Raw genomic sequence first — 25,249 nt, 5'->3', positions numbered from 1 at the left:
TTCCTCAGTATTTATTTATCTAGCTTCATTTACCAGTCAAACCTTTAACCTATTAACCCTTAGTATTGACGATTACGGTCATGTGGCGCATCAAAGTGTTCCGCTGCTCCCAAAGGGACAATACCTGTTGGATTAATCGTTAAATGACTCGCGTAGTAATGTGTCTTAGTGTATTCCAAGTCAACCGTCTCTTTAATGCCAGGTACTTGATAAAGGTCATTAACATAGTTCTTAATATGATGAAATTCGCTGATTTTTTGGCGATTGCACTTAAAGTGCCCATGATATACCGCATCAAAACGGATCAGTGTGGTGAACAAACGCCAATCAGCTTCGGTTATTTTGTCAGCCACTAAATACCGCTGTTTTGATAAAAGTACGTCTAGCCAATCTAAGCTGTCAAATAAGCTGTGGTATGCGTCATTATAAGCCGCTTGTGTTGTCGCAAAACCTGCTTTGTAAACACCATTATTAATAGTGTCATAAATACGCATATTTACCGTTTCTATGGCTTCTCGTTGCTCAACGGGATAGTAATTATCAATATTACCTGTTAACTCGTTGAATGCTGAATTAAACATTCTACTGATTTCAATGGATTCATTACTAACAATCGTCTGAGTTTTTTTATCCCATAAAATAGGGACAGTCACACGTCCTTCATAGCTAGGATCTGCTTTTAAATATAATTGGTAAGCATAATCTAACTGATAAAGCGGATCCCCCTTATCACCAAACGTCCAACCATTTTCCATCATTTTAGCTTCAACAACACTCACTGAAATAATTGTTTCAAGTTGCTTTAACTTTCTAAATATTAGTGTTCTGTGTGCCCAAGGGCACGCCAACGAAACATATAAATGGTAACGACCCGCTTCCGGTTTAAATTGACTATTAACATCTGATGAAATTTGACTTCTAAAACGACTATCTTGACGAACAAACTGCCCTTTACTTTTATTGGTGTCGTACCATTGGTCGACCCATTTACCGTTAACAATTAATCCCATAACAAACTCCTTAAATTTATTGATTTAGCCATTAGTACTATTAATGGCAGATAATTTAGCTATCTTACATGTTACCTATTTTTAATTAGCTTTCGGTATACGTGACGATCAATAGAGTATTTTCCGCCACCTTGCACAAATAGCGCAAGCGTTATCGCTAATAACGATAAAGCAAACTCATAACCGTTATTACTCATAAACAGGCCATTACTGATGTGAACACTAAAGATGGCCACTATCATGGTAATAGCCAAGACAAAACTGACAGGTCTAGTGAGAAAACCAATCAATAATAATATGCCACCAAAAAACTCAGCACTACCCGCCATTAATGCCATAAAGAAACCCGGCTCAAGCCCTATAGATTGCATCCACTGTCCGGTTCCCTCTAATCCATAACCACCAAACCAAGCAAATAACTTTTGCGCACCATGAGCGGTAAAAATTAACCCGGCAATTAATCGTAGCGGTAAGCTTGATAAAGATTGTTCAGTTTTAGTGATACTATTGATGGTATTTATAAATGACATTTTAATACTCTTTAATGACTGATGATTTAATATGTAGCTATTGTAAAGGTTGAGTTGATATCGAATAACCCCTATTATTTGTTTGTTATGTTCAAATAATTTGAACAATTAAATATCTGGATAATAGCCATGAAAACGCCACCTATTAGTATTGAAGCATTACTTGTATTAGATGCTATTGAAACGCGTGGCACTTATGCGGCCGCAGCAGAACAATTGAATAAAGTTCCTTCAGCGCTTTCTTATATCGTTCAAAAGTTAGAAGAACAGTTAAACGTGACACTCTTTCAACGACAAGGCCGTCGCGCCGTGTTAACGCCAGCAGGCAAGCATTTATTATCAGAGGGCCGTAAAGTACTAACGGCCATTAATACCCTTTCAGAACAAACTCAAACAATTGCTAATGGCTGGGAACCCAAGATCCGTATTGCTTGCGATTCCATTATTGATATAAAAACTATTTTTAAAGGCATAGAAGCTTTTTTACTCGCCCATCAAAATATTGAAATTGATGTGCGAGAAGAAGTAATGAACGGCACGTGGGAGGCCTTAATTGAAGACAAAGTCGACTTAGTTATTGGCGCTCCTTCACCTGTGCCTAATCAAAAAGGTATTAGGGCAATAAAAATTACAGTGTCTGAAAATGTTTTAGTGGTTAACAAAGCACATCAATTAGCCTTTATTAAAGGGCCGCTTGAATCAGCACACTTATCAAAATATAGGAATGTCGTCGTTCATGATTCTGCTCAACATGAGATCCCTTGGTCAGTTAATATTATCCAAGGCAGCCAACATTTTTTTGTTAGCTCGATTGCGATAAAAATTGAAGCGATTATTGCAGGGATTGGCATCGGATACTTACCCAGAAACCTCATCCAACATCATATTGAATCAGGCCAACTGGTGGTTATTAAATTAGCAGAAGAGCGCCCACTGCAAGACTTATTTATGGCATGGAAAATAACCAACAAAGGTAAAGGATTAAAGAAATTAATCGCTCTCTTATCAGCACAATAAACTAGCAATAATAGTTAACCTTAAGCCCTTAATTATTAATATAAATATCATTAATACAAGCGTAGACGTTTTTATCTATTTCATTTAAAGTCGCCCCACAATTTGTAGCTTAAAAGCTAATTTTTTTCTGCCGATAACTTTATTTACGGCATAAGTGTGTGAGAGACCTTTCGATGAATAATAACCTTTGGGAACAACTATTTTCTATCAGCGATACCTTAAATGAATCTGCAGAATCAAAAGAAGAAAAACTCAAAATATTAATCAAGCATTTAGCCTCTATTAATATCACCCATGAACGTTCATTTGATCCAGCCGAAAATTTTGAAGCCTATGTCGCAGTAAATTTATGTGAAGCTATACATAAAGTTTTAAAGTAAAGTGTAATGCAGTAATCTGACCTTGGTTAACGTACGTTTTTTTCACTTTAGTAGTGAGATATTATAGGGAAAAAAACGACGACTATTTGGCCAGCTAGGTTGTAAATTAACATATTAAAAATAGATACAAGTGTGCTTTACATTAATAGTTTTCAGTCATTAATGAGTTTATAAACTTCAAACAAGTGCTTTATTGATCGCTGCATGCCAGTAATGATTCCCTGGATCTGATGGAAACCCTAATGCATGCTGCCAAATATTTTTGGCCTTAGTTTCATCTCCAGCTTGTCGAAGTGCAGTGCCAAAATCGTAGTAATCTCGTGCAGCAGCTTCACGATTAGACTCTATATCTATATCATGTTCAAAAAAGTATTCTTGCCAATAAGCAACAGCTGCTTGTGAATTTTTTTTCAAACAAGCTAATCTAGCCTAATAAGGTAGTAGTTCTTTGATATTTCTATCAGATTTTAATCAACGATTTTTTATTCAATGGTTTAACAAACAACATTAAATTGAAAGCGCTATAATAAGTCACTTATCTTGACATAGACTATATTTTTGCTTCTTTACCTGAGCTTATGGTTAAATGTGCGAAAGCGATATGAATATACTCAAAACTTGTCAGTCGATTAATGGTATTGATTCAAGTAACTGGCTAGCTAAACAATATAACTAGCGCGATATAATAACCCCACAAATAAATTATTAAGAATATTATGGCAAAAGATAAAACAACTTATGTGTGCACTGAGTGTGGTGAAAATCATCCTCGATGGTTAGGTCAATGTTCAAGTTGTTCAGCTTGGAACAGCATCACAGAGTTTAAAGAGTCCAAGGTAATAACCCAGCGTACACCAAGTAAAAACGCTCACCGAGGTTATTCTAAAGAAGATGCAAAGATAGATAAGTTGAGTGAAGTCTCTGATATGGACTTAACTCGGTTTGACACTGGTAGCTCTGAATTCAATCGAGTGTTGGGCGGTGGTATTGTTGAAGGTTCTGTTATTCTTGTAGCAGGTGACCCCGGTGCGGGTAAAAGTACATTATTGTTAAAAACATGTGCTCATTTAAGTCAAATAGGAAAATCTTTATATACCTCAGGCGAAGAATCTAAAGGCCAAGTAAGAGACCGCGGTTTAAGGCTACAAGCCGACATTTCTAAAATTGACATAATGAACTCCGGTGACGTTGAGCTTATCTGTAATGTCATGGTCACCGATGGTTATAAATTCCTTGTTGTTGATTCTATCCAGACGGCATTTATTAGTTCACTGCCCAATTCTCCTGGCGGTGTTACTCAAGTCAAAGAATCCGCTGCTATGCTTAACCGACTAGCGAAAGAGCATGGCGTTACCGTAATATTAGTTTGTCACGTTTCTAAATCCGGAGATATGGCGGGACCTAGAGTACTTGAGCACATCGGCGATTGTATGTGTAAAATAGAGCCGGAAGCTGACAGTAAATACCGAACGCTTAGAACCTCTAAAAACCGCTTTGGTGACACCACAGAAATAGCCACTTTTGCCATGACAGCCAAAGGTATGCAAGATGTTGTAAACCCGTCGGCCATCTTCTTAGATAAAGATGGTGCTGAATCGAGTGGGAATATGGCCTACGCATCAAACGATACCGGAAGAACTTTATTAATCAATATTCAATCGCTGGTCACCGAATCTCAGGCTGAAAACCCTATTAGAGGTGGTGTCGGCTTTGATTATAAACGCATGCAAATGCTGTTAGCCATATTGAGAAGTCGTATGGGAGTCAATATTGGCGGTAATGATATTTACGTAAACGTGGTATCAGGTGTTAACTTAACCAAAGATGTTGGCTCAGATCTGCCTTTGATCCTCGCAATGATATCGTCATCAAGAGAGCATAAGTTTTCGGTCAATACTATTGCCTTTGGAGAAATAGGGTTAGACGGCAGTGTAAGACCCGTACCTTCAGGTGAAGAGCGTGTCAAAGAAGCGATTCGTAACGACTTTAAAGTTATTATATTACCCAAACGTAATTACAATAAACGTTTAGAAACTAAAGGGGTTACCTTGATACCCGTGTCTCATGTTAAAGACGTGCTAGAAATTTTCTGACACTTGTCTTTGTATGTAAAAATAAAGGTCAGCAGCCTAGTTAACTAATAATGTAGTTTGCTGATCTCTGTTTTTGTGGTGAGTAGTAGATGCAGCATCTTATACAAACTAAGATGATGACAATGGCTGGAGTATGAAATTTTTCAGTATTTCATCATGCTATTTAGAGCGACATATCACTTTTCAGATATCCTGGAACTAATAAAGTACTAAATTAAAAAGGATTTTAATGAATCAAACTGGACTCTATGAACGGCTATTATCGTTATTAGAAATATGATGGCTAAATAAATAGAGAATTCATTGGCTTTTTTAGCTGACTTTTTATTTAATTTTTCACCCAAAAAGTATCTTCGCTAGCACAATAACGGCCAGCTTTATGTGTATTCCATTTTACAAACTTTCCTTTTAAACGCATTTATTCATCCTTGAACTGGTAACTGGTAACTGGTAACTGGTAACTGCCAACTAATTATAGTAGTTCCTAAAATATAACTTATTGCTTTTACTTATGAAAATTTATTATTTTATTCGTTAACAGCTACAAAACTCATTGGCTAATTTATAGTAAAATATTTTCAAACTATAGGTGTTCATAGCTATTTCGCGTTATTTAATTTACCAATGCTGGCCATTTTATTTTGGCGGTATCGAGACCATTTTTACAGCTCATTGGTTCATTACCTTTATAGTTTTTACATCCCCAAAAATCACCACTTTTACTTGAGCGTAACACCATTTCAGCATGACATTTTTCACACGTCGGTATGACGCTTTTACAGGCGTCATTCAAACAGAACTTAAAACCTGGGTGACGTTTTCGTGTCATTGGACTTTGGCAGCTAGCACAGGATTTCTCTTTATGCTCGCAGCGAGGAAAATGTGAACATGAGTAAAAATCGCCAAAGCGCCCTGTTCGTTTCTTTAAGGTGCCTGTTTCACAAACCAAGCAGTTAATCTCATCTATAAATAATTGACTGGCTGTGCTGTCAAATTCATCAAGTTCGATGTTATGATCGCTGGCAAGCTCTTTAACAAAAAAGCTAGCTTCAGTCATATCGGCAATAACATAAACCCTATCTTTAGCCCTTGTTAGGGCAACATAAAATAATCGTCGTTCCTCGGCATAAGCAAAGGCTTCTTTTTTCGCGAGTAAGGCGTCGAGTAATGCTGGCGTTACTTTTTCTGAAGGGAAACCATGAGCACCTTTTTTGAGTCCGAGAATAATGACATAATCGGCTTCCTTTCCTTTAGAGGCATGAAAAGATTGAGATCCAATAGTTAATAGCGGATATTGATTATTTAATCGATTTAGATCGACTTTATCTGGTAATTGAAACCAAAAACGCGCTAATAAATAAACACTTACCGGCTTACACGCTTTAGCTGAAATAGCCGCTAAAACATCATCGATTGCACCATTGGCCATTTCATCAACAATACCTTTTTTTGAAGAGTTTAATGCGCCATTCTCCCGTTTAAGTAATGAAACTGCAGGTGCTTTAACTTGTTTTAACGATTTTATTTTTTTCTTAATTTGTGCTGGATTTTGGCTAATAAAATCTGTTGCCACCTTGCCTATTTGGTTATTAAATCGAAAGGTTTGGTCTAAAGCTGATTGAGTGGTAACGCCAAAGTAATGTGCAAACCCTGTGGTTAAGGTAATGTCAGCGCCACTAAAGCGATATATCGCCTGCCAATCATCACCAACAGCAAAAACTGAACAGGCTTTATTATTGTCACGTAAGGCTTTAACTAACCGTGCTCTTGGCTCTGATATATCTTGAAATTCATCGACCATGATGTAACGCCATGGCGAATTAAATTTCCCCTCTTGCACATACCCTAATGCTTTATTAATCATATCTTCAAAATCAATTTCAGCGCGAGATGTTAAGTGTTCATCATAAGCAATTAAAATCGGTTTAAGCAACGTTAATGCTTTCGTGGTCTGCTTTGGGTCAGAAGAATTGATGATCACATTATTTTCTAACGAATGGTCTAAACACGCGGTTTTATAAAGTCCTACTAGCTGACAAAACATTTGGGCAAGTGTTGTTATCCGCCCACTTTCTTTTAAATTTTCGAGTATCGCTTCATCAGGGAGTAATTCAAATTTAACTTGATGATCATTAAAAAATGATTCTAAAGCGCTAATTAATTGCCCTTTTTTATGATGGGCATAGGTAAATTCAAGACAAAGAGTGTTAAATTTCTTATGGGTGTCTCGTTTCCACTGTATAGAGGTGTGATATTCATCTTTATTGATGTAAGACGCTGTATTCCCGTTCTCATCTACCCCGTAATATTCAATATAGACATTAAGTTCAGGTAGAAAAAAGTCTGGTTGGTATTGTCTGCGCTCGATTGTTTTTACATCATGAACGTAGCTAGCTTCATACTGATATTCTATTCCGTGGTTAAATAACCAATTGGCAATATAGAGCTCACCAAAACTTTTAACTTTATCTCCTTTTAAACTACGAATATCATTATCGTTTAAATATTGATAATACTCACCTAGGCTTTCAAAGTCAGAATAATTACGTTCAACGTAATAGTATTTACTGAAATACTCTATGATAAGTTGACGATATTGGCCTTGCTCATTAATTAAGGTTTCAAAACACGTTTGGATCCACTTAGCTTTTGCTTTTTCATCTTCGGCGAATACCGATAAACTAGGCTTTTTCCCCTCAACTTGAGCAATAATATTAAGACCTAAACGATGAAAGGTCGTTGCACTAATTTTATCAGTCGATAATTTTTCTTTTATTCTTGTATCCATTTCATCAGCCGCTTTTCGACCATAAGCTAATAATAAAATGTCACTATGCTGCGCTTGTTGGCTGTTAAGTAAATAACCGGCTCGGCCAACCATCACACTGGTTTTACCTGTTCCTGCGCCAGCTAACAAAAAGTTATTATCATTGTCGATAATACAGGCGCGCCGTTGACATAATGTTAAAGAATTAGTCTCGACACGATCAAAAAAGGCTTGGTGGGCTTGAAGCTGTTGCTTGATATAACGTTCACGACAATCGTCTATAGCCTGCTCTTGCCAGTGGTGGTAATTCGACAGCTGCTGCAGCTGCTTAGCAACCAATGGCAGTGCTTTGCTGGTATTGATCCAAGGAAACCAACGCTTGAGTTCTTTATTAACTAACGACTGAATAACATCAATATTTGACTGACGTAAGTAGCGAGTGGTAATAATTTTTTTGATGGTCGTTAATAAGGCCTCAGCTGGCTTAATGTTGGCTAACGCCCAAAGTTTCTCACACTCACTCTTCTGTTCGCGTTTAGCATTGAAGGCAAGCATACTATAAGCATAACTTTTATCTGCCGTTTGCAGTGTCATTATGTGCCCAAAAAAGCTGATATGAAACATTGGCGGTGTTATGAGTTCTTGCCATTTAATTTGGCTTAAGGTGTTTTCAACATCAATAGATAAGCCGATCTCAGTAATATTAATTTTCGTAGTTTTACCAATAAAGCGCCCAAAAACACTTGAAGATATACATTTCATTTACAGCACAGACCTAGATATAGAAAAATTCGACTTACCCTAAGCTGCAATTCTACCACTAGTGTAAAGGTAATTCTGTGTTCAGCAGACCAAATCTCATATACGCTCAACAAATACTCGCGTTTAAATTTTATAAAATACCGCTGATCTGTTTATTATTGACCCTTCTCCATTAACCATTAACCATATAATTTCTTAGGCCACTAGGAACCGTTTATAGTAGATAAAACAATTAACAAAAATTAACAAGAAAATTAACAAGACACTCATTCTAAACAGAAGAAACAATAACAAGACACTCATCATAAACTGAAGTAGTTTGAAGCTTTTTTTCATTATCAAAGACAAAAAACAATTAACAAGACACTCATTCTAAAATGAAGAAGCTTGAAGTTTATTTTCATTATCAAAAACAAAAAATGACATACTTTCCTTTAAGTTCAAACCTTAATTGGCTTAATTTTCTAGGTAAGACATGTTTAATATCATAGTACTCAACCTCAACCTTCCATATAAGGTATTCAAATTCCCTCCGTTTGTTCCTGTAAATAGATCGAGGTGTTCAACAAGAGTTACAAATTTGTCATCACCTAACCTACAAACTAAATCTTATTTAATGTCATTGTAATTATTTGCTTCCCACCCTACACTCGGTTTCACAATAAAATAAAAATAACAAGAACAACAATGGCTCAGAATAATAAATTCACTACGCTGTTTGTTAACTACACGGCTAATATTAAGCGCTATATCAATAAAATCGCCAGCCCTGATGACATTGATGATATTATACAAGAGACGTTTATTCGAACTTATGAAGCCGATCTCAAAGAAGAAATAAAATACGCTCGTAGTTTTATTCTTAAAACAGCTAAAAATCTTGCGCTAAATCACGTAAATAAGTGGGATAATAAATACAGTGATTCATTAGATGATTCTGCTGACGCTTCGATTGGATTAACCTCGCTGAAATTTGAAGAACAATTTGAGAGTAAGGAACGTTTCTTATTATTTTGCCGAGCCACAGAGCAATTATCTAACGTAGTCCGCAAAACATTTATATTAAAAAAAGTTTACGGTTTCAGCCAAAAGGAAATAGCTAACTATTTAAACCTTAGTGAAAGTACGGTTGAGAAACATGTCGCTAAGGGCTTATTAAAGTGCGCTGAATATATGGAAAGGATTGAGCAAAATAGTACACCAAAAGCTTCAACCTTAAAAAATAACGCACGTTCAATTATAAAATAAAGTATAAATTAAAAAAGAATATTGTATGACAAAAGTTAAACCATTCACCAGTAAAGCCGACATCAAAGCACAAGCAAGTCTTTGGGTAAGCAAAATTGATCGGGGTCTTTCCAACAAGGATAAACTCGATTTTCAACTATGGGTGAATCAAAGTGATTTTCATCGTAAAACCTTATTTTCTTTAGCCGCACTTTGGGATGATTTAAGTGTACTCAATGAGTTAAGTGCACTATTTACATTAGAAAAACCGATTCAAAAAAACCATAATGTTATCGCTAAATATTCCGTTGCAGCAGGCATTGCCTTTATTCTGTTATTTGCGGGTAACTTCTTTGTGAACATCATACCTTTTGTGAATGACAATATCGAAAAAAGATTTGTTGAAGTAAGAACGTTGCAAACAGAAATAGGACAGCAAACCCGGTTTTCACTGTCCGATGGCTCCAGAATTAAACTTAATACCAATAGTTTAGTCGAAGTCAGTTATTCAAAAAACAATCGCTTATTAACATTAATTAAAGGCGAAGCAAACTTTGATGTTGCCAAAGATAAAAGTAGACCTTTTACCGTAACAGTTGGCGAAAAATCATTTACCGCGCTAGGCACAATCTTTAATGTAAAAAGAAAATCTAATGAAAACATGGAGCTTGTTGTCACTGAAGGTCAAGTATTAATGACCAAATCGGACCAACCATTAAATAAAATAGCAAAGATGTTATCTACTTTACCTAAAGAAAAATTACCTGGTTTATTGATAACATCTGGTGAAATTGCCACCATAGAAAACAATATTCAAACATCAAATATAAAAACTTCATTTGAGCAAATTCAACGAGAACTTGCTTGGCAACAAGGTATGTTAGTTTTTAATGGCAAACCACTCGATGAAGCATTAGCCGAAATCAGTCGTTATACCACCACAACCTTTGAAATTAAGGATATTGAACTCAATAACATAAAAGTGGCCGGTTACTTCAAGGCGAATGATATTGATGGACTTCTTAAATCGTTAAGTAGTAACTTTAATATTCAATTTGAAAAAGTAAATGAAAACTCAATTCATTTGAGCTTAAATACAACGAAATAATTTTAAATACTCCCTGTCTTTTAACTCAATATATTTTTTATAAAATATTATAGAGGAATTTTCCTTCTGAACTGTTTATTAACACTGCAAGGTTGGCAAAAGTTATTTTGTTGGTTTCAACTTTCTGTATTTCGGCCGTTAACAAGCGCTACATTTTTTATATGTACCTGTCTTATATTCACGTCTGGAGCATTTGCCGAAAACTTGATCAACTTTACAGTGAAAGAACAGCGTGCTGATAAAGCGCTCATTTCATTTGCATTACAGGCAAATAAAACGATTTTATTTTCCTATGACTTAACAAAAGAACATTATGCAAATGAGTTAAAGGGCAAATATTCGGTGAAAGACGGTTTACAACAACTTTTACAAAACACCAACTTAACCGCTGTTATAGATAACGCTGGTCAACTGAGCATAAAACTAAATAAACATCTCAGGAGTAATATAACAATGAATAAAAGCACAATGCTCAAAGCCGCTTTAGTTCCACTAATGCTAAGCGCAGCAAGTCAAACAGCACTTGCCCAAGAGCCTGCTCAAGTCAGTGAGCAAGAAGTAGAAAAAATTTCAGTTATAGGAAGCCGTGTTGCTGGTCGTTCTGCAGAAGATTTACCTGTTCCCGTAGATATTTTGTCTGCTGAAGCTTTGCTTAACACTGGGCAAACAGAAGTCGGTAGAATGTTACAAGCCATAGCCCCATCATTTAACTTTTCAAGCTCATCGATTAGTGATGGAACTGATGCATTGCGCCCTGCTACCTTGCGTGGCTTAGGTCCTGATCAAACATTAGTGTTAATCAACGGAAAACGCCGCCATCAAGCGAGTTTAATTCACATTAACACCTCAGTTGGACGTGGTACTGCTGGTACAGATATGAATGCTATTCCTGCCGCATCTATTAAGCGTATTGAAGTATTACGTGACGGCGCCGCTGCGCAATATGGTTCAGATGCAATTGCCGGTGTCATTAATATTATTCTTAAAGATCAGAGTGAAGGTGGAAGCGTTGGTGTTTCTTATGGCGAGAACTCAGCTGGCGATGGTGAAACTACGAATATCGATATTTCTAAGGGTTTTGCTCTTGGCGATAATGGCTTCCTAAATACCACATTAAATATACGTGATAGAGGCTACTCTGACAGAGCAGGCTTACATGGTTCATGTCAATTTTCAGGTTGTACCCAGCTTGATAATGGCGATTTCTTATTAGGCGACCCGCGTGAAGCTACCGCGACTCGTGAAACATTTCGTATTGGCGACGCAGACTCAGAGCAAATAGGGCTAACAATAAATACTGGCTACGATTTAGCTGATGGTCATTTGTATGGTTTTGTGACTTATTCAAGCCGTGATAACGAATCAGCAGCTTTCTTTCGCCATAATGCAAACGGCGGAGGTAACGCACAGCTTCAAGATGGTGATGCAACTATTCCTGCTGGATTTTTACCTAAAATCAATACTGAAATAAAAGATATTTCATACAACTTTGGTTATAAAACTGAATTTAGTAATGATTCATCATTAGATTTATCATATACCTATGGTGAAAATAATATTGATTACACGACTCGGGATACAATAAATTCATCTTATGCTAATTCACTCATTTACACCTCTGCACTATCCGCTAATGAGATTCGTAGTTCAATTCCTCGCGAAGCGTTTGCTTACGGCTTAGAACTCACCTTACAAACAATTAATATGGATTACACTCAAAATTTTGATTGGTTTTCTTTAGCTATGGGTACCGAGTTTCGCACGGATGAATTCAGAGTAAAAGCAGGTGATGAATATTCATACCGAGACTATGATACCGATGAACTCGGTAATAGCATATATGAGACAGACCGCAGTGCAGGAACACAAGGATTTGGTGGTACAGCCCCACTACAATCTGTTGATGAATCTCGTGATGTAATTTCTTTTTATATTGACACAGAAGCAGAAGTCACTGATAACCTAATTATTAGCACAGCAGTTCGCTACGATGATTACGACGGTTTTGGTGATAGTACTAATTTCAAACTTGCTGCTAATTGGTCAATTACTGATGATGTATCATTACGTGGCGCCACAAGTACTGGCTTTAGAGCTCCGTCAATGCAACAACTTTATACTGATAATATTAGTACTCAATTCCAGACAAATCCTAATGGTGGTGACCAGATTGCAGTACAAATTGGTACTTTCCGAAATGACAGTATTCTAGCGCAAGCTATTGGTATTCCTGAGCTAAAAGAAGAAGTATCAACCAACTTTAGTATTGGCTCTGTTGTGAGAGTTACCGAAGAGATTAATTTAACTGTTGATTTTTATTCTATCGAAATTGAAGACCGCATTGTGTTAAGTAACTCATTAGGTAACGGATTGTCGTCAGCACTTGATGCGGCATTAGTTTCATCTGGAGCAGGTGCAGGGCAATTCTTTTTAAATGGTGCTGACACAAAAACAACAGGTGTTGATATTATAGCAACATGGAATACAGAAGTGATGTCTGGCACATTAGACTTAACATTTGCCGCAAATTTCTCGGAAACAGAAGTTACCGATACTTATACTCCAGCAGGTAGTGCATTAGGTGGAATTTCACCTGAGGATGTTTTTTCAGAGCAAGCAATTTCTATTATTGAAGAATGGCAACCTCAAGACCGCATAAGTTTAAGTGGATTATATAAAATTGGTGATTTCACAGTTAACTTAGCCTTTAATCGTTACGGTGAATACACGGTTCTTGATGGTGAAAGACAAACGTATGGCGCTGAAGTATTAACAGATTTACGCGTGAATTATCAATTTAACGATGAGCTTTCATTTAACTTCGGTGGAAATAACATTTTTGATGTGTACCCTGATAAAAATGAAATAGGAAATTCTCGCTCTGGCACTATTATTGACGCCAATGGTAATGTTGTCGTTAGTAGTCCTGGTGTGTTTACTTATTCACGCCGTTCAGCACCTTTTGGTTTTAATGGTGCCTATTTCTACGCCGGTGCTGAATACCGTTTCTAGTTGTATACTTAAACTATATACTGGTTTCAAATAATTTAGTTATAAGTAAGTTATTACAATCAAAAAAGCAAAGTGATCACACTTTGCTTTTTTTAATTTATTTAATACACAAACGAAACATCTTAGAACAAATTTAAATAACCTCCTCAATCGCTGTTTCTTTAAACAACAAATTAACAAGACACTCATCTTAAATTGAACAAGTTTTACCTTTGTACTAAGCTAGAGTAACCAAGCTATTTTATCTTAGGTGAGTTATGGCCACGCCAAGGAAACAACAAATCAGTTTAGTAGACACGCCTTATTACCATTGTGTGGCGCGTTGTGTTCGACGCGCTTTCTTATGTGGTGAAGATACCTTTTCAGGTCAAAGTTTTGAGCACCGGCGAGGTTGGGTGGAAGACAAACTGCATTTTCTAACGCAAGTTTTTGCGATTGAGGTTTGTGCCTATGCGGTGATGAGTAATCACTATCATGTGGTGTTATTTATTGATGAAGAAAAAGCGAAGCAGTGGACAATGACTGACGTACTTGTGCGCTGGCACCGCATACACAAAGGTACGTTACTGACCAAACAATATTGCAACGGTGAGCTCTTAGCTCAACCCTTACTTGATGAGGTTAATGCAACCGCTGAGGTCTATCGAAAACGCCTGATGAAAATCAGTTGGTTTATGGGGTATATCAATGAAAGTATTGCAAGAGCGGCTAACCAAGAAGATAACTGCACCGGTAGATTTTGGGAAGGACGCTTTAAATCCCAAGCGTTATTGGATGAAGCTGCTCTAGCGTCTTGTATGGCCTATGTTGATTTAAACCCTATTCGAGCTAATATAGCAAAGACACCAGAGAGCTCAGCCCACACCAGCATAAAACGTCGTTGTAAAGAGGCAAAAAAGGGCCAACAGCCCAATACCTTGCTTCCCTTTATTGGTAACCCTAGAAAAAACATGCCCAAGGGGCTACCTTTTGAACTCGCCGACTATCTTCAATTAATTGCGTTAACTGGCCGCTGTATTAGCGGGGATAAACGGGGTTTCATCGAACAAAAACAACCGGAGATACTGAAGCGATTAAATATTTCAGCGGACAACTGGTTAATCATCACTACCGAATTTAGAACACAATTTCATGGTGCTATCGGCCACGAAGATGTGCTGAGTGATTACTGCGAGCATCAGCAATTAAAGCGACGACATAATTTAAGCCATTGCAATAAACTCTTTGCTTGAAGACATTGAAAGAGGTGTGAATTATTAATCCATGACTTTGGGTGAATAACCTTGCCAAAAAATTGTTATTTTGGGAGAAAATTGACTACATCTTTCTTTAACACACGAATATATTGTCAAAATATTTCTTATAGGTGAGAACTCCATAAATGTTGGAGTTTATTTGTCATCTATTTAGCTTTTTATCATGAGTGTCTTATTAATTCATTTCAGTGGACAACTGGTTAATCATCACCACCGAATTTAAAACACAATTTCATGGTGCTATCGGCCACGAAAATGTGCTGAGTGATTACTGCGAGCATCAGCAATTTAAACGACGACATAATTTAAGCCATTGCAGTAAACTCTTTGCTTGAAAACATTAAAACAGGTGTGAATTATGAAACCATGACGTTGGGGAAATAACCTTGCCAAAAAATGTTATTTAGGGAGAAAATTGACTACATCTTTCTTTAACACACAAATATATTGTCAAAATATCTCTTATAGGTGAGGATTCCATAAATATTGGAGTATGTTTAGCTTTTTACCACGAGTGTCATATTAATTCTTTCTTTAATTCTTCTGATGATTATTAGCTCACGGCTAGATTTAACCTCTTCTTTACAATGAAATAAAAGTTATTTTATTAGTTCTGAATAAATTAAAAAACAAAGAATATACGGTTGAATATGGTGTTGAAATTGATGATGATGTCTGGAGAGAAATTAATACTACAGATTTTAGTGTAATGGTTGAAAACACTGAGCGTTCGAGAAAATATGCTTGAGGTAATTAAAAACCTTACTGGTCCTATTGTATAATAGAATAGCTTTGTCGATAGTATGGCAAAGCGCCACTCTTTTAAGATAAAAACACTTTGGAGAATTTTATTATAGAGCATCTTAACTGCACTAAAAAAATTGCTGAACTTCCTCAGAAAGAGTTGCATCAAGCGCAGCTTACTGAGGCAGCTATTGCAATTAGTATTAATGGCATTAGCCAAGCGGTAATGATGGCATCTCCTGAGCATTTGAAAGACTTTGCACTTGGTTTTAGTCTAAGTGAAGGCTTAATTCATTCGGTTAACGAAGTTTTAGATATCATTGTTCATTCACATGTCTCTGGATGGCAAGTTGATATTATGGTTTTAGCACGAGTTCAACATCGATTAAAGCAACGACGTAGAACGATGGCTGGGCCAAGTGGCTGTGGGCTTTGTGGCCTTGACTCTATTGAAGCTGCTATGTCATTACATCAGCCTCATCAAAATGAGGTAAAATCGTTTCAATTACCCTCTGAGAAAATTATTATTCAAGCAAGAGATGCCTTACCTAGTATTTTAAAAAAATCGGGGAGTGTCCGAGGAAATCATTGCGCTGCATTTTTTGATTTATCTGCTAAAATGATCGCCTTTCGAGAAGATGTGGGTCGCCATTCAGCGTTAGATAAATTGCTGGGTTGTTTGTCGCATAAAAAACTACTGACTCATGATGGTTTTGCTTTAATAACAAGCCGCTGCAGTCATGATTTAATTGCCAAGGCAGCTCGCTTATATCTAACAACGTTAGTCACGCTAGCACAGCCGACTGACTTAGCTGTTAATTCAGCTCGCAAATCACAAATAGCCTTATTTTGCTTCCAACATGGGCAACTAAAACGTTACGCCTAATAAAGGATTTATATGTCTAAGTCATCAAAAAACAATCCTGCCTATTCTTCACCTGCTGGTGGTTGGGGAGCACTAAGAAGCTCAGCTAAACACTTAATTCAAAGTGAAAATGCCGCGAAAAGTGTTAAAGCATTACTCAGAGCAAATCAGCCAGGTGGTTTTGATTGTCCTGGTTGTGCATGGGGTGATTCTACCACTGCCGGAAAAGTAGACTTCTGTGAAAATGGTGTTAAAGCCATTGCATGGGAAGCCACCAGTAAACGTGTTGATAGCAATTTTTTCAAACAGTATTCAATAACAGAATTACAACAATGGGATGATCATTCACTAGAGAAAAGTGGCCGTTTAACCCAACCTATGTATTACGATGGAATAAGTGATCACTACCAGCCAATTGATTGGCAAGAGGCTTTTAAAGTAATTGGCACTAGCCTGCAGCAACTTTCCTCCCCTAATGAAGCATTATTGTATACCTCTGGTCGAGCGAGTAATGAAGTGGCCTACTTATATCAGTTATTTGGTCGAGTATTAGGCACAAATAACTTTCCTGACTGCTCTAATATGTGTCATGAAGCCTCTGGCATAGGCATGACAAATAGTCTAGGTACAGGTAAAGGTACGGTGACTATGGACGATTTTTCTAAAGCTGACGCCATTTTTGTCTTCGGCCAAAACCCAGGCACTAATCATCCTCGTATGTTGGGAACCTTGCGTGAAGCAAGTAAACGCGGAGCTAAAATTGTCTCCGTTAACAATTTAAAAGAACGTGGATTGCAAAAGTTTTCAGACCCACAAAGCCCAAAAGAAATGATCTTCTTAACGGGGACTACCATCAGTCAATATTATTTCACCCCTCGCTTAGGCGGAGACATGGCGTTATTACGTGGCGTCGCTAAATGTTTATTTGAAAAATTTGAGCATGATAAATCAGTGCTCGATATCGACTTTATCAATAAACATTGCCATGGTTTTGAAGCATATCAACAAAGTGTTGCGGCAAGTGAATGGGACAAAATTCTTGATCAATGTAGTTTAACTCGAGAAAATATTGAACAGATAGCAACAATATATGCCAGCAGTAATAAGGTTATTTTCACTTGGGCGATGGGTATTACCCAACACCGCCACTCTGTCGCTACAGTGCGAGAGTTATTGAACGTACTAATGCTCAGGGGTAATATTGGCAAAGCAGGGGCTGGCGCATGTCCGGTACGCGGTCATTCAAATGTGCAAGGTAATCGTACTATGGGGATCAATGAAAATCCGTCAATGGACTTTCTTGATGCACTAGAGAATCGTTACTCCTTTAATGTTCCTCGTGATAATGGCTTTAATACTGTTGAGTCTATTCATGCCATGCTTGAGGGTAAGGCTAAGGTATTTATTGCCTTAGGCGGTAATTTTTCAGCGGCAACACCCGATACCACGCGTACTCACAAGGCCTTAAAAAAGTGTGACTTAACCGTACAAATCAGTACTAAATTAAATCGAAGCCATGTGATAACAGGTAAACGTGCGCTAATTCTCCCGTGCTTGGGCCGTACAGAAATAGATCGTCAATCTAGCGGTGAGCAATGTATTACGGTAGAAGACTCAATGAGTATGGTACACAGTTCAACGGGTCAAAATGAACCAGCAGCTAACACTCTACGTTCAGAAACAGCTATTGTTGCTGCAATAGCCTTGGCATCAGTAGGCGATAAAATAGTCGACTGGAATACGCTGGCCGGTAATTACGGGTTAATTCGTAAAGAAATAAGTGCTGTTATACCCGGTTTTGATGACTATAACTCCCGAATAAAAGCAGGTAGAGGTTTCCACCTAGAAAATTCAGCAGCAAAACGCCATTGGCGTACTCCAATAAAAAAAGCCATTTTTAGTGATGCTAGATTACCAGACCAATTAGTACATGAACGTGCACAGTTAATGACTAAAAAGCCGGTACTAACGCTGCAAACACTGCGTTCACACGATCAATACAACACCACTATTTATGGAATGGATGATCGTTACCGTGGTGTATATGGTGAACGTAATATCATCTTTATGAGTGCAAAAGATATAGCTAAACAGGCATTAAAAAATGGAGATTATGTTAAAATAACAACGGTATCAAACGATGGCATAGAACGTTCGCTCTCTAATTTTAAAATTGTTGAATACCTTATCCCCTCAGGGTGTGTGGCTGCCTATTATCCAGAAACAAATCCCTTAGTGCCGTTAGAAAGTATCGCTGACGAATGCGGTACCCCAACATATAAATCGATACCAATATCTATTGAAAAAATGAATAACCATCAATAGGTCTTAGCTAGATATATCGGTTACCTATCAAGAACGATAAAATATGCTTATTGATTGATAACCGATAGAGTTAAATTCATATAGCTGAATTAAAACTACGAGGCGCGACTGGTGTGACCTAATAACAAATCTTTAAGTGATGTACTTTACTTCGTACCTCACTCAATGACATGCTAGGGTAATATCTAATGTTAAGCGAATAGACTGATTATTAAATTTATATCTATATTGCTAAACAACTTTACCTATTTAGATACCCTAAAACTTATAGAGTCTCGGTCGGTGACATCAGTGGGTTATCTTATGTTTGTCCAGTAGCTTCTTTAATTATTTTTCTGTAAGCTTCATATTTTCTACAGACACATAAAAACTTTATGTAGGCAGCTGTGTGTATAAAAATTTAAAACATCATTTAATGACAATAAAAAAACAATAACAAACAACAGTAGATTGATTAAAGGCCAGTAAATACGGATGACTAAACAATATTCTCCAGTAAAGAACGATTCCAGCAACCAAGCTACGATCCTTTGGCACGATTATGAAACTTTCGGTATATCGCCGAAGTTTGATAAACCGTCTCAGTTCGCCGGTATACGTACCGATCATGATTTAAACATTATTGGTAAACCAGAAATGTTTTATTGTCGGCCGCCACAAGATTATCTTCCGCAGCCGGAAGCTTGTTTAGTTACGGGTATTACTCCGCAGAAAGCTCAGCAAGAAGGTTTATCTGAGGTTGAGTTCGCTAAACGTATTCATACCTTATTTACCCAACCTGATACCTGCGTTGCTGGCTATAACAGTATTCGTTTTGATGATGAATTTACCCGTTATCTGCTTTATCGTAATTTTTACGACCCTTATGCCCGGGAATGGCAAAATGGTAATTCTCGTTGGGATATTATTGATATGGTACGAGCTTGTTATGCCCTTCGCCCTGAAGGTATCAACTGGCCAACCGTTGAGAGAGATGGTGAACAAGTGGTTAGTTTTCGTCTTGAGTTACTAACTAAAGCCAATGATATTGCTCATGAAGCCGCCCATGATGCAATGAGCGATGTTTATGCCACTATTGCGATGGCAAAGTTGATTAAAGAAAAACAGCCTAAACTTTATGATTTTATTTTTAATCTGAGAAATAAAAAGCAGGTTGCTGAATTAATTGACGTTTATAATATGACGCCGATTGTGCATACCTCGAGTAAAATTTCATCTGAGCACGGTTGTACCAGCTGGTTCGCCCCTTTTGCTTATCATCCAGTTAATAAAAATGCCATTATCGCCGTAGACTTAGCGTTAGATCCACAGCCATTATTTGATTTAAGTAGCGATGAAATCAAAGCGCGATTGTATACTCGACACGATGAATTAGCCGATGACGAATTACCCATTCCCATAAAACTTATTCATCTCAACAAGTGCCCTATTGTTGCGCCAGCAAAAACATTATTACCTGAAAATGCCGAACGTTTGAAGATCCCTCGCGAGCTTTGTTTAACAAATTTAGCTAAGTTAAAACAGCATTTAGAAGTAAGAGATAAATTAGCGGAAGTATTTGCTGCCAAAGACTATAGCGACCAAGCAAAGCCAGACGCTGAGCACTCTCTGTATGGTGGTAATTTCTTTTCGCACGGTGACAAAGCACAAATGGATATTCTACGTGAGCTTTCACCTGAACAATTAGCGACTCACCCGTTTATTTTTCAAGATGAACGATTAATGCCTTTATTGTTTTTATATCGAGCCAGAAATTATCCATTAACCTTAAGCAGTGCTGAACAACAAAAGTGGCAGCAACGTTGCCAAGACAAAATTCAGTTTGGTGGTAAAGGCTTATTAAGTGCTGATGAGTTTATGATCACGTTAGAAAATTTAGCGCATGAGCATGAGAGCGATGCAGGGAAAATGAAGGTGCTTAAAGCACTTTATCAATACTTACAGTCTTAAGGTTACCTTGTTATTTATGTTGTATTTCATATGAGGTAATTACTTAATAAAAATGGAGCCTAATCGCTCCATTTTTATTGATAGCATGAAAGGCGCTTAACTAAAATGAATCGCCAGGAATACGTACCCAACCTTCCATTAATACCCGAGCACTTCGGCTCATTACGGCTTTATCAACAATCCAGGCACCATTAACTTCACTGGCTTGTGCGCCCACTTTAAGCGTGCCTGATGGATGACCAAAAGTCACAGATTCTGAGCCTTCACCTGCAGCATTAGCCGTAGCAAGAGCAACTAATGTGCGCGGAATAGCGGCTGCTGCGCCAATAGCAACTGCCGCTGTGCCCATCATCGCATGGTGTAATTTACCCATAGACAATGCGCGCACGTGTAAGTCAATATCGCTTGATAAAACAGCTTTACCACTTGAGGTAACATAATCTTTAGCTGGTGCAACAAAAGCAACTTTAGGCGTATGTTGGCGAGCCTCTGCTTCTGAAATTTCAGTAATTAAGCCCATTTTAATCGCGCCATAAGCACGAATCGTTTCAAAGCGTTCTAATGCTGCAGTGTCGCCATTAATGGCTTCTTGTAACTCGGTGCCGGTATAACCAATTTCATCTGCATTTAAAAAGATGGTTGGAATACCTGCGGTGATCATCGTTGCTTTAAAAACGCCAACACCGGGTACCTCTAAGTCATCAACAATATTTCCCGTTGGAAACATCGCCTCTGATGGATCAACGGGCGCGATAAATTCAACCGGTACTTCTGCCGCAGGGAAAGTAACCCCGTCGAGCTCGAAATCACCAGTTTCTTGTACTTCACCGTTGGTAATAGGTACTTGAGCAATAATCGTTTTTGAGATATTTTTTTGCCAGATACGTACGGTACAAATTCCGTTTTCAGGAATACGCGTTGCATCAACAAGGCCAGAATTAATCGCAAATGAGCCAACTGCAGCGGTTAAGTTACCGCAGTTACCACTCCAATCAACAAATGCTTTATCGATTGCTACTTGACCAAATAAATAATCAACATCGTGATCGGCTTGGTTTGATTTTGCTAAGATAACGGTTTTGCTGGTACTTGAGGTTGCGCCGCCCATACCATCGGTCTGTTTGCCGTAAGGATCTGGACTACCAATAACACGTAGCAGCATATTATCGCGTGCTTCGCCGGCAACCTGACAACGTTCAGGTAAATCAGTTAAATTAAAAAATACACCTTTTGAAGTACCGCCGCGCATATAAGTAGCAGGAATTTTTACTTGTGGTATGTGTATTTGGGGAGTATGAATCATCAGTTTTCCTTCAATGTTTTTCGCTTCTCGCAAGACGCTTTAGCTAGGTTAGATGGTGTCACATAGCTTTCTATGCTGCTGCCATTATCCTTATTAAAAAGCTTTTTGCTTTGCGATTTTGTCACTAATAAAAAGCAGCAAATTAGTTACCTAAATTGCTGCTTTAATTAAAATTACACCGAGTTGATTTTTATAAGAAGTGTTTTATCAAGGCCAGCGCGCAGTTAACTAAGGTCAATGAGCATTTCAAGCCTAGATAAAACATTAAAAATCAATTACTTATTAGACGCCAAGAAGTCATTCGCAAACTTTTGCAATACGCCACCCGCATTGTAAACTGACACTTCTTCGGCGGTATCTAAACGACACTTAACCGGTATCGTTAATAATTCGCCGTTGGTACGGGTCATTAACACGTTCATTTCAGCGCCCGGTGACATTTCACCGTTACCTGCAACATCAAAGGTTTCGGTACCATCAATATTATAGGTATGACGTGTTTCGTTATTAACAAATTGCAAAGGTAAAACGCCCATGCCCACTAAGTTAGTACGATGAATACGCTCAAAACCTTCGGCAACGATCACTTCAACCCCAGCTAAACGAACACCTTTAGCCGCCCAATCACGTGATGAACCTTGACCATAGTCAGCGCCAGCAATGATAATTAACGGTTGCTTACGCTCCATGTAGGTTTCAATCGCTTCCCACATACGTGACTCAGTGCCCTCTGGCTCTATACGCGCCAGTGAACCTTGTTTAATGTCACCCTTGTCATCACGACACATTTCATTTAACAATTTAGGGTTAGCAAAAGTTGCTCGTTGCGCGGTTAAATGATCGCCGCGATGCGTTGCATAAGAGTTAAAGTCGACTTCGGGTAAGCCCATTTTATCTAAATAAGCCCCTGCAGCACTATCGAGTTGAATAGCATTTGAGGGTGATAAATGATCTGTGGTGATGTTGTCACCTAAAACCGCTAACGGACGCATTCCTTTCATGGTACGTTCACCCGCTAAGGCGCCTTCCCAATAAGGTGGACGACGAATGTAAGTGCTCATTTCTCGCCAATCGTAAAGCGGAGACTCAGCCGGCTCAAAAGCGCCTAAATCAAACATCGGCGTATAAATTTTCTTGAACTGCTCTGGCTTAACACAGCTGGCAACTATCGCATCTATGGCTTCGTCAGTTGGCCAAATATCTTTTAAGGTAATATCATTACCTTGTTGATCTTGTCCGAGTACATCTTTTTCAATATCGAAACGCATCGTGCCCGCAATAGCATAAGCAACCACTAACGGTGGTGAAGCTAAAAAGGCTTGTTTAGCATACGGATGAATACGTCCGTCAAAGTTACGATTACCCGATAAAACAGCCGTTGAATAAAGATCACGGTCGATAATTTCTTGTTGAATTTTTGGATCTAACGCGCCCGACATGCCGTTACAAGTTGTACAAGCATAACCGACAATACCAAAACCCATTTTTTCCATTTCAGATAATAAACCGGCTTCTTCTAAATAAAGTTTCGCGACTTTTGAACCTGGTGCAAAAGATGATTTAACCCAAGGTTTGCGCAATAAGCCAAGCTCGTTAGCGCGTTTAGCCACTAAGCCTGCCGCCACAACGTTGCGAGGGTTTGAGGTGTTAGTACAACTGGTTATAGCAGCAATAATAACCGCGCCATCTGGCATCTCTCCGGCTTTTTCTTGTGCTTTACAGGCATCAAGGTCTTTCGCTATGCCTTTTGACGACAATTCGCTGGTCGGTAAACGACTGTGCGGATTAGATGGGCCAGCCATATTACGACCAACTGATGATAAATCAAACTCGATAACGCGGTCATATTCAACGTCAGCTAAATCATCAGCCCATAAACCAGTATGTTTAGCATAGGTTTCTACCAGTTCAACTTGCTCAGGCTCACGGCCGGTCAGTTTTAAATAATCAATGGTTTGTTGATCAATATAAAACATTCCTGCTGAAGCGCCATATTCTGGTGTCATGTTCGAAATAGTAGCGCGGTCACCTATAGTTAAACCTTTGGTACCTTCACCAAAAAATTCTAAGTAACTTGATACCACTTTTTGATTACGCAAAAATTCAGTAATAGCTAAAACCAAATCAGTAGCCGTAATACCCGGTTGGCGTTTACCTACCAGTTTTACGCCGATAATATCAGGTAAGCGCATCATCGACGGGCGACCTAACATGACAGTTTCAGCTTCTAAACCACCAACACCAATAGCTATAACACCCAAGCAATCGATATGTGGGGTATGGCTGTCGGTGCCAACACAAGTATCAGGAAAAGCAACACCGTCACGCAATTGAATAACCGGTGACATTTTTTCCAAATTGATTTGGTGCATAATGCCATTACCCGCAGGAATAACATCAACATTTTTAAACGCTGTTTTGGTCCATTCAATAAAATGGAAACGGTCTTCGTTGCGGCGGTCTTCAATGGCACGATTTTTCTCAAACGCATCACTTTCAAAACCAGCATGTTCAACAGCAACAGAATGATCAACAATTAATTGCGTTGGCACAACCGGGTTTACTTTTGAAGGATCACCACCTTGCTCAGCAATCGCATCACGCAGTCCCGCTAAATCAACCAAAGCCGTTTGACCTAAAATATCATGACAAACAACACGTGCCGGATACCATGGAAAATCAAGATCTTGCTTACGCTCAATTAATTGCTTAAGTGAATCTATTAAAGTTTCAGGTGAACAACGGCGTACCAATTGTTCCGCTAATACGCGTGAGGTATAAGGTAGTTTTGCGTAACTACCGGCGCTTATTGCTTCAACCGCCCCTCGAGTATCAAAATAATCTATATTGATGCCGCCAATTTTATAACCGGGCAACGGTTTGCGATGTTCATAATTCAT

Annotated in this window: 16 protein-coding genes; 10 read left to right on the top strand and 6 right to left on the bottom strand. The window is 38.2% G+C overall.

All coding sequences use genetic code 11. From position 1 onward, the window contains the following. Nucleotides 1-59: 59 nt before the first annotated feature. Together H4J67_RS17235 and H4J67_RS17230 are read right to left on the bottom strand one after the other, a co-directional pair. Nucleotides 60-1,010, bottom strand: a complete 951-nt coding sequence (locus tag H4J67_RS17235) for a glutathione S-transferase family protein (protein WP_182170030.1) — start codon at nucleotides 1,008-1,010, stop codon at nucleotides 60-62. 71 nt (nucleotides 1,011-1,081) lie between these two features. Next, a complete protein-coding gene (locus H4J67_RS17230; RefSeq protein ID WP_182170027.1) occupies nucleotides 1,082-1,540 on the bottom strand; it encodes a DoxX family protein in 459 nt (152 codons plus the stop codon). A 129-nt stretch (nucleotides 1,541-1,669) separates the two neighbouring features. Between H4J67_RS17230 and H4J67_RS17225 the strand changes: the two genes are divergently transcribed. Then, nucleotides 1,670-2,557 (top strand): LysR substrate-binding domain-containing protein, encoded by an 888-nt coding sequence (locus H4J67_RS17225; RefSeq protein WP_182170024.1) that lies wholly within the window; start codon nucleotides 1,670-1,672, stop codon nucleotides 2,555-2,557. 173 nt (nucleotides 2,558-2,730) lie between these two features. Beyond that, nucleotides 2,731-2,937 (top strand): hypothetical protein, encoded by a 207-nt coding sequence (locus tag H4J67_RS17220; protein ID WP_182170021.1) that lies wholly within the window; start codon nucleotides 2,731-2,733, stop codon nucleotides 2,935-2,937. A 177-nt stretch (nucleotides 2,938-3,114) separates the two neighbouring features. Here H4J67_RS17220 and H4J67_RS17215 read toward each other — a convergent pair whose 3' ends face one another. Next, nucleotides 3,115-3,351, bottom strand: coding sequence for a hypothetical protein (locus H4J67_RS17215; protein ID WP_182170018.1), 237 nt, complete (start codon nucleotides 3,349-3,351; stop codon nucleotides 3,115-3,117). Between the two features lie 302 nt (nucleotides 3,352-3,653). Between H4J67_RS17215 and radA the strand changes: the two genes are divergently transcribed. Then, nucleotides 3,654-5,030 (top strand): DNA repair protein RadA, encoded by a 1,377-nt coding sequence (gene radA / locus H4J67_RS17210; RefSeq protein WP_070376542.1) that lies wholly within the window; start codon nucleotides 3,654-3,656, stop codon nucleotides 5,028-5,030. A gap of 613 nt (nucleotides 5,031-5,643) precedes the next feature. Here radA and H4J67_RS17205 read toward each other — a convergent pair. Further along, nucleotides 5,644-8,559: a UvrD-helicase domain-containing protein gene (locus H4J67_RS17205; RefSeq protein WP_182204465.1), complete on the bottom strand. Its 2,916-nt coding sequence runs from the start codon at nucleotides 8,557-8,559 to the stop codon at nucleotides 5,644-5,646. A gap of 687 nt (nucleotides 8,560-9,246) precedes the next feature. On the opposite strand from H4J67_RS17205, the gene H4J67_RS17200 reads away from it, so the two are divergent. The 7 genes from H4J67_RS17200 to sbcB all read left to right on the top strand — a co-directional run bounded on the left by H4J67_RS17200 (nucleotide 9,247) and on the right by sbcB (nucleotide 21,046). After that, nucleotides 9,247-9,807, top strand: a complete 561-nt coding sequence (locus H4J67_RS17200; protein WP_182170008.1) for an RNA polymerase sigma factor — start codon at nucleotides 9,247-9,249, stop codon at nucleotides 9,805-9,807. A 25-nt stretch (nucleotides 9,808-9,832) separates the two neighbouring features. Next, complete coding sequence (locus H4J67_RS17195; RefSeq protein ID WP_182204464.1) at nucleotides 9,833-10,894, top strand: FecR family protein; 1,062 nt, start codon at nucleotides 9,833-9,835, stop codon at nucleotides 10,892-10,894. 468 nt (nucleotides 10,895-11,362) lie between these two features. Next, on the top strand, nucleotides 11,363-13,906 hold the full coding sequence (locus H4J67_RS17190; RefSeq protein WP_259368660.1) for a TonB-dependent siderophore receptor: 2,544 nt from the start codon (nucleotides 11,363-11,365) through the stop codon (nucleotides 13,904-13,906). A gap of 257 nt (nucleotides 13,907-14,163) precedes the next feature. Further along, entirely contained in the window at nucleotides 14,164-15,138 is a 975-nt protein-coding gene (locus H4J67_RS17185; RefSeq protein WP_182170002.1) for a transposase, read from the top strand. A gap of 862 nt (nucleotides 15,139-16,000) precedes the next feature. Then, nucleotides 16,001-16,792, top strand: coding sequence for a formate dehydrogenase accessory sulfurtransferase FdhD (fdhD, locus tag H4J67_RS17180; protein WP_182169999.1), 792 nt, complete (start codon nucleotides 16,001-16,003; stop codon nucleotides 16,790-16,792). Between the two features lie 12 nt (nucleotides 16,793-16,804). Then, nucleotides 16,805-19,096 (top strand): FdhF/YdeP family oxidoreductase, encoded by a 2,292-nt coding sequence (locus tag H4J67_RS17175; protein ID WP_182204462.1) that lies wholly within the window; start codon nucleotides 16,805-16,807, stop codon nucleotides 19,094-19,096. Nucleotides 19,097-19,570: 474 nt separating this feature from the next. Beyond that, a complete protein-coding gene (sbcB, locus tag H4J67_RS17170; RefSeq protein WP_182204460.1) occupies nucleotides 19,571-21,046 on the top strand; it encodes an exodeoxyribonuclease I in 1,476 nt (491 codons plus the stop codon). Between the two features lie 100 nt (nucleotides 21,047-21,146). On the opposite strand, the gene prpF is transcribed toward sbcB, so the two are convergent. Then, on the bottom strand, nucleotides 21,147-22,349 hold the full coding sequence (prpF, locus tag H4J67_RS17165; RefSeq protein ID WP_182204459.1) for a 2-methylaconitate cis-trans isomerase PrpF: 1,203 nt from the start codon (nucleotides 22,347-22,349) through the stop codon (nucleotides 21,147-21,149). 275 nt (nucleotides 22,350-22,624) lie between these two features. After that, the gene (acnD, locus tag H4J67_RS17160; RefSeq protein WP_182169916.1) at nucleotides 22,625-25,249 is read right to left on the bottom strand and encodes a Fe/S-dependent 2-methylisocitrate dehydratase AcnD; all 2,625 of its coding nucleotides are present in this window, start codon (nucleotides 25,247-25,249) and stop codon (nucleotides 22,625-22,627) included.

Origin of the sequence: Colwellia sp. BRX10-4 (assembly GCF_014077465.1) — a bacterium.
Lineage (GTDB): Bacteria > Pseudomonadota > Gammaproteobacteria > Enterobacterales > Alteromonadaceae > Colwellia_A.
The sequence above is the reverse complement of the archived record's forward strand: the minus strand, read 5'-3'. Positions and strand labels throughout refer to the sequence as shown.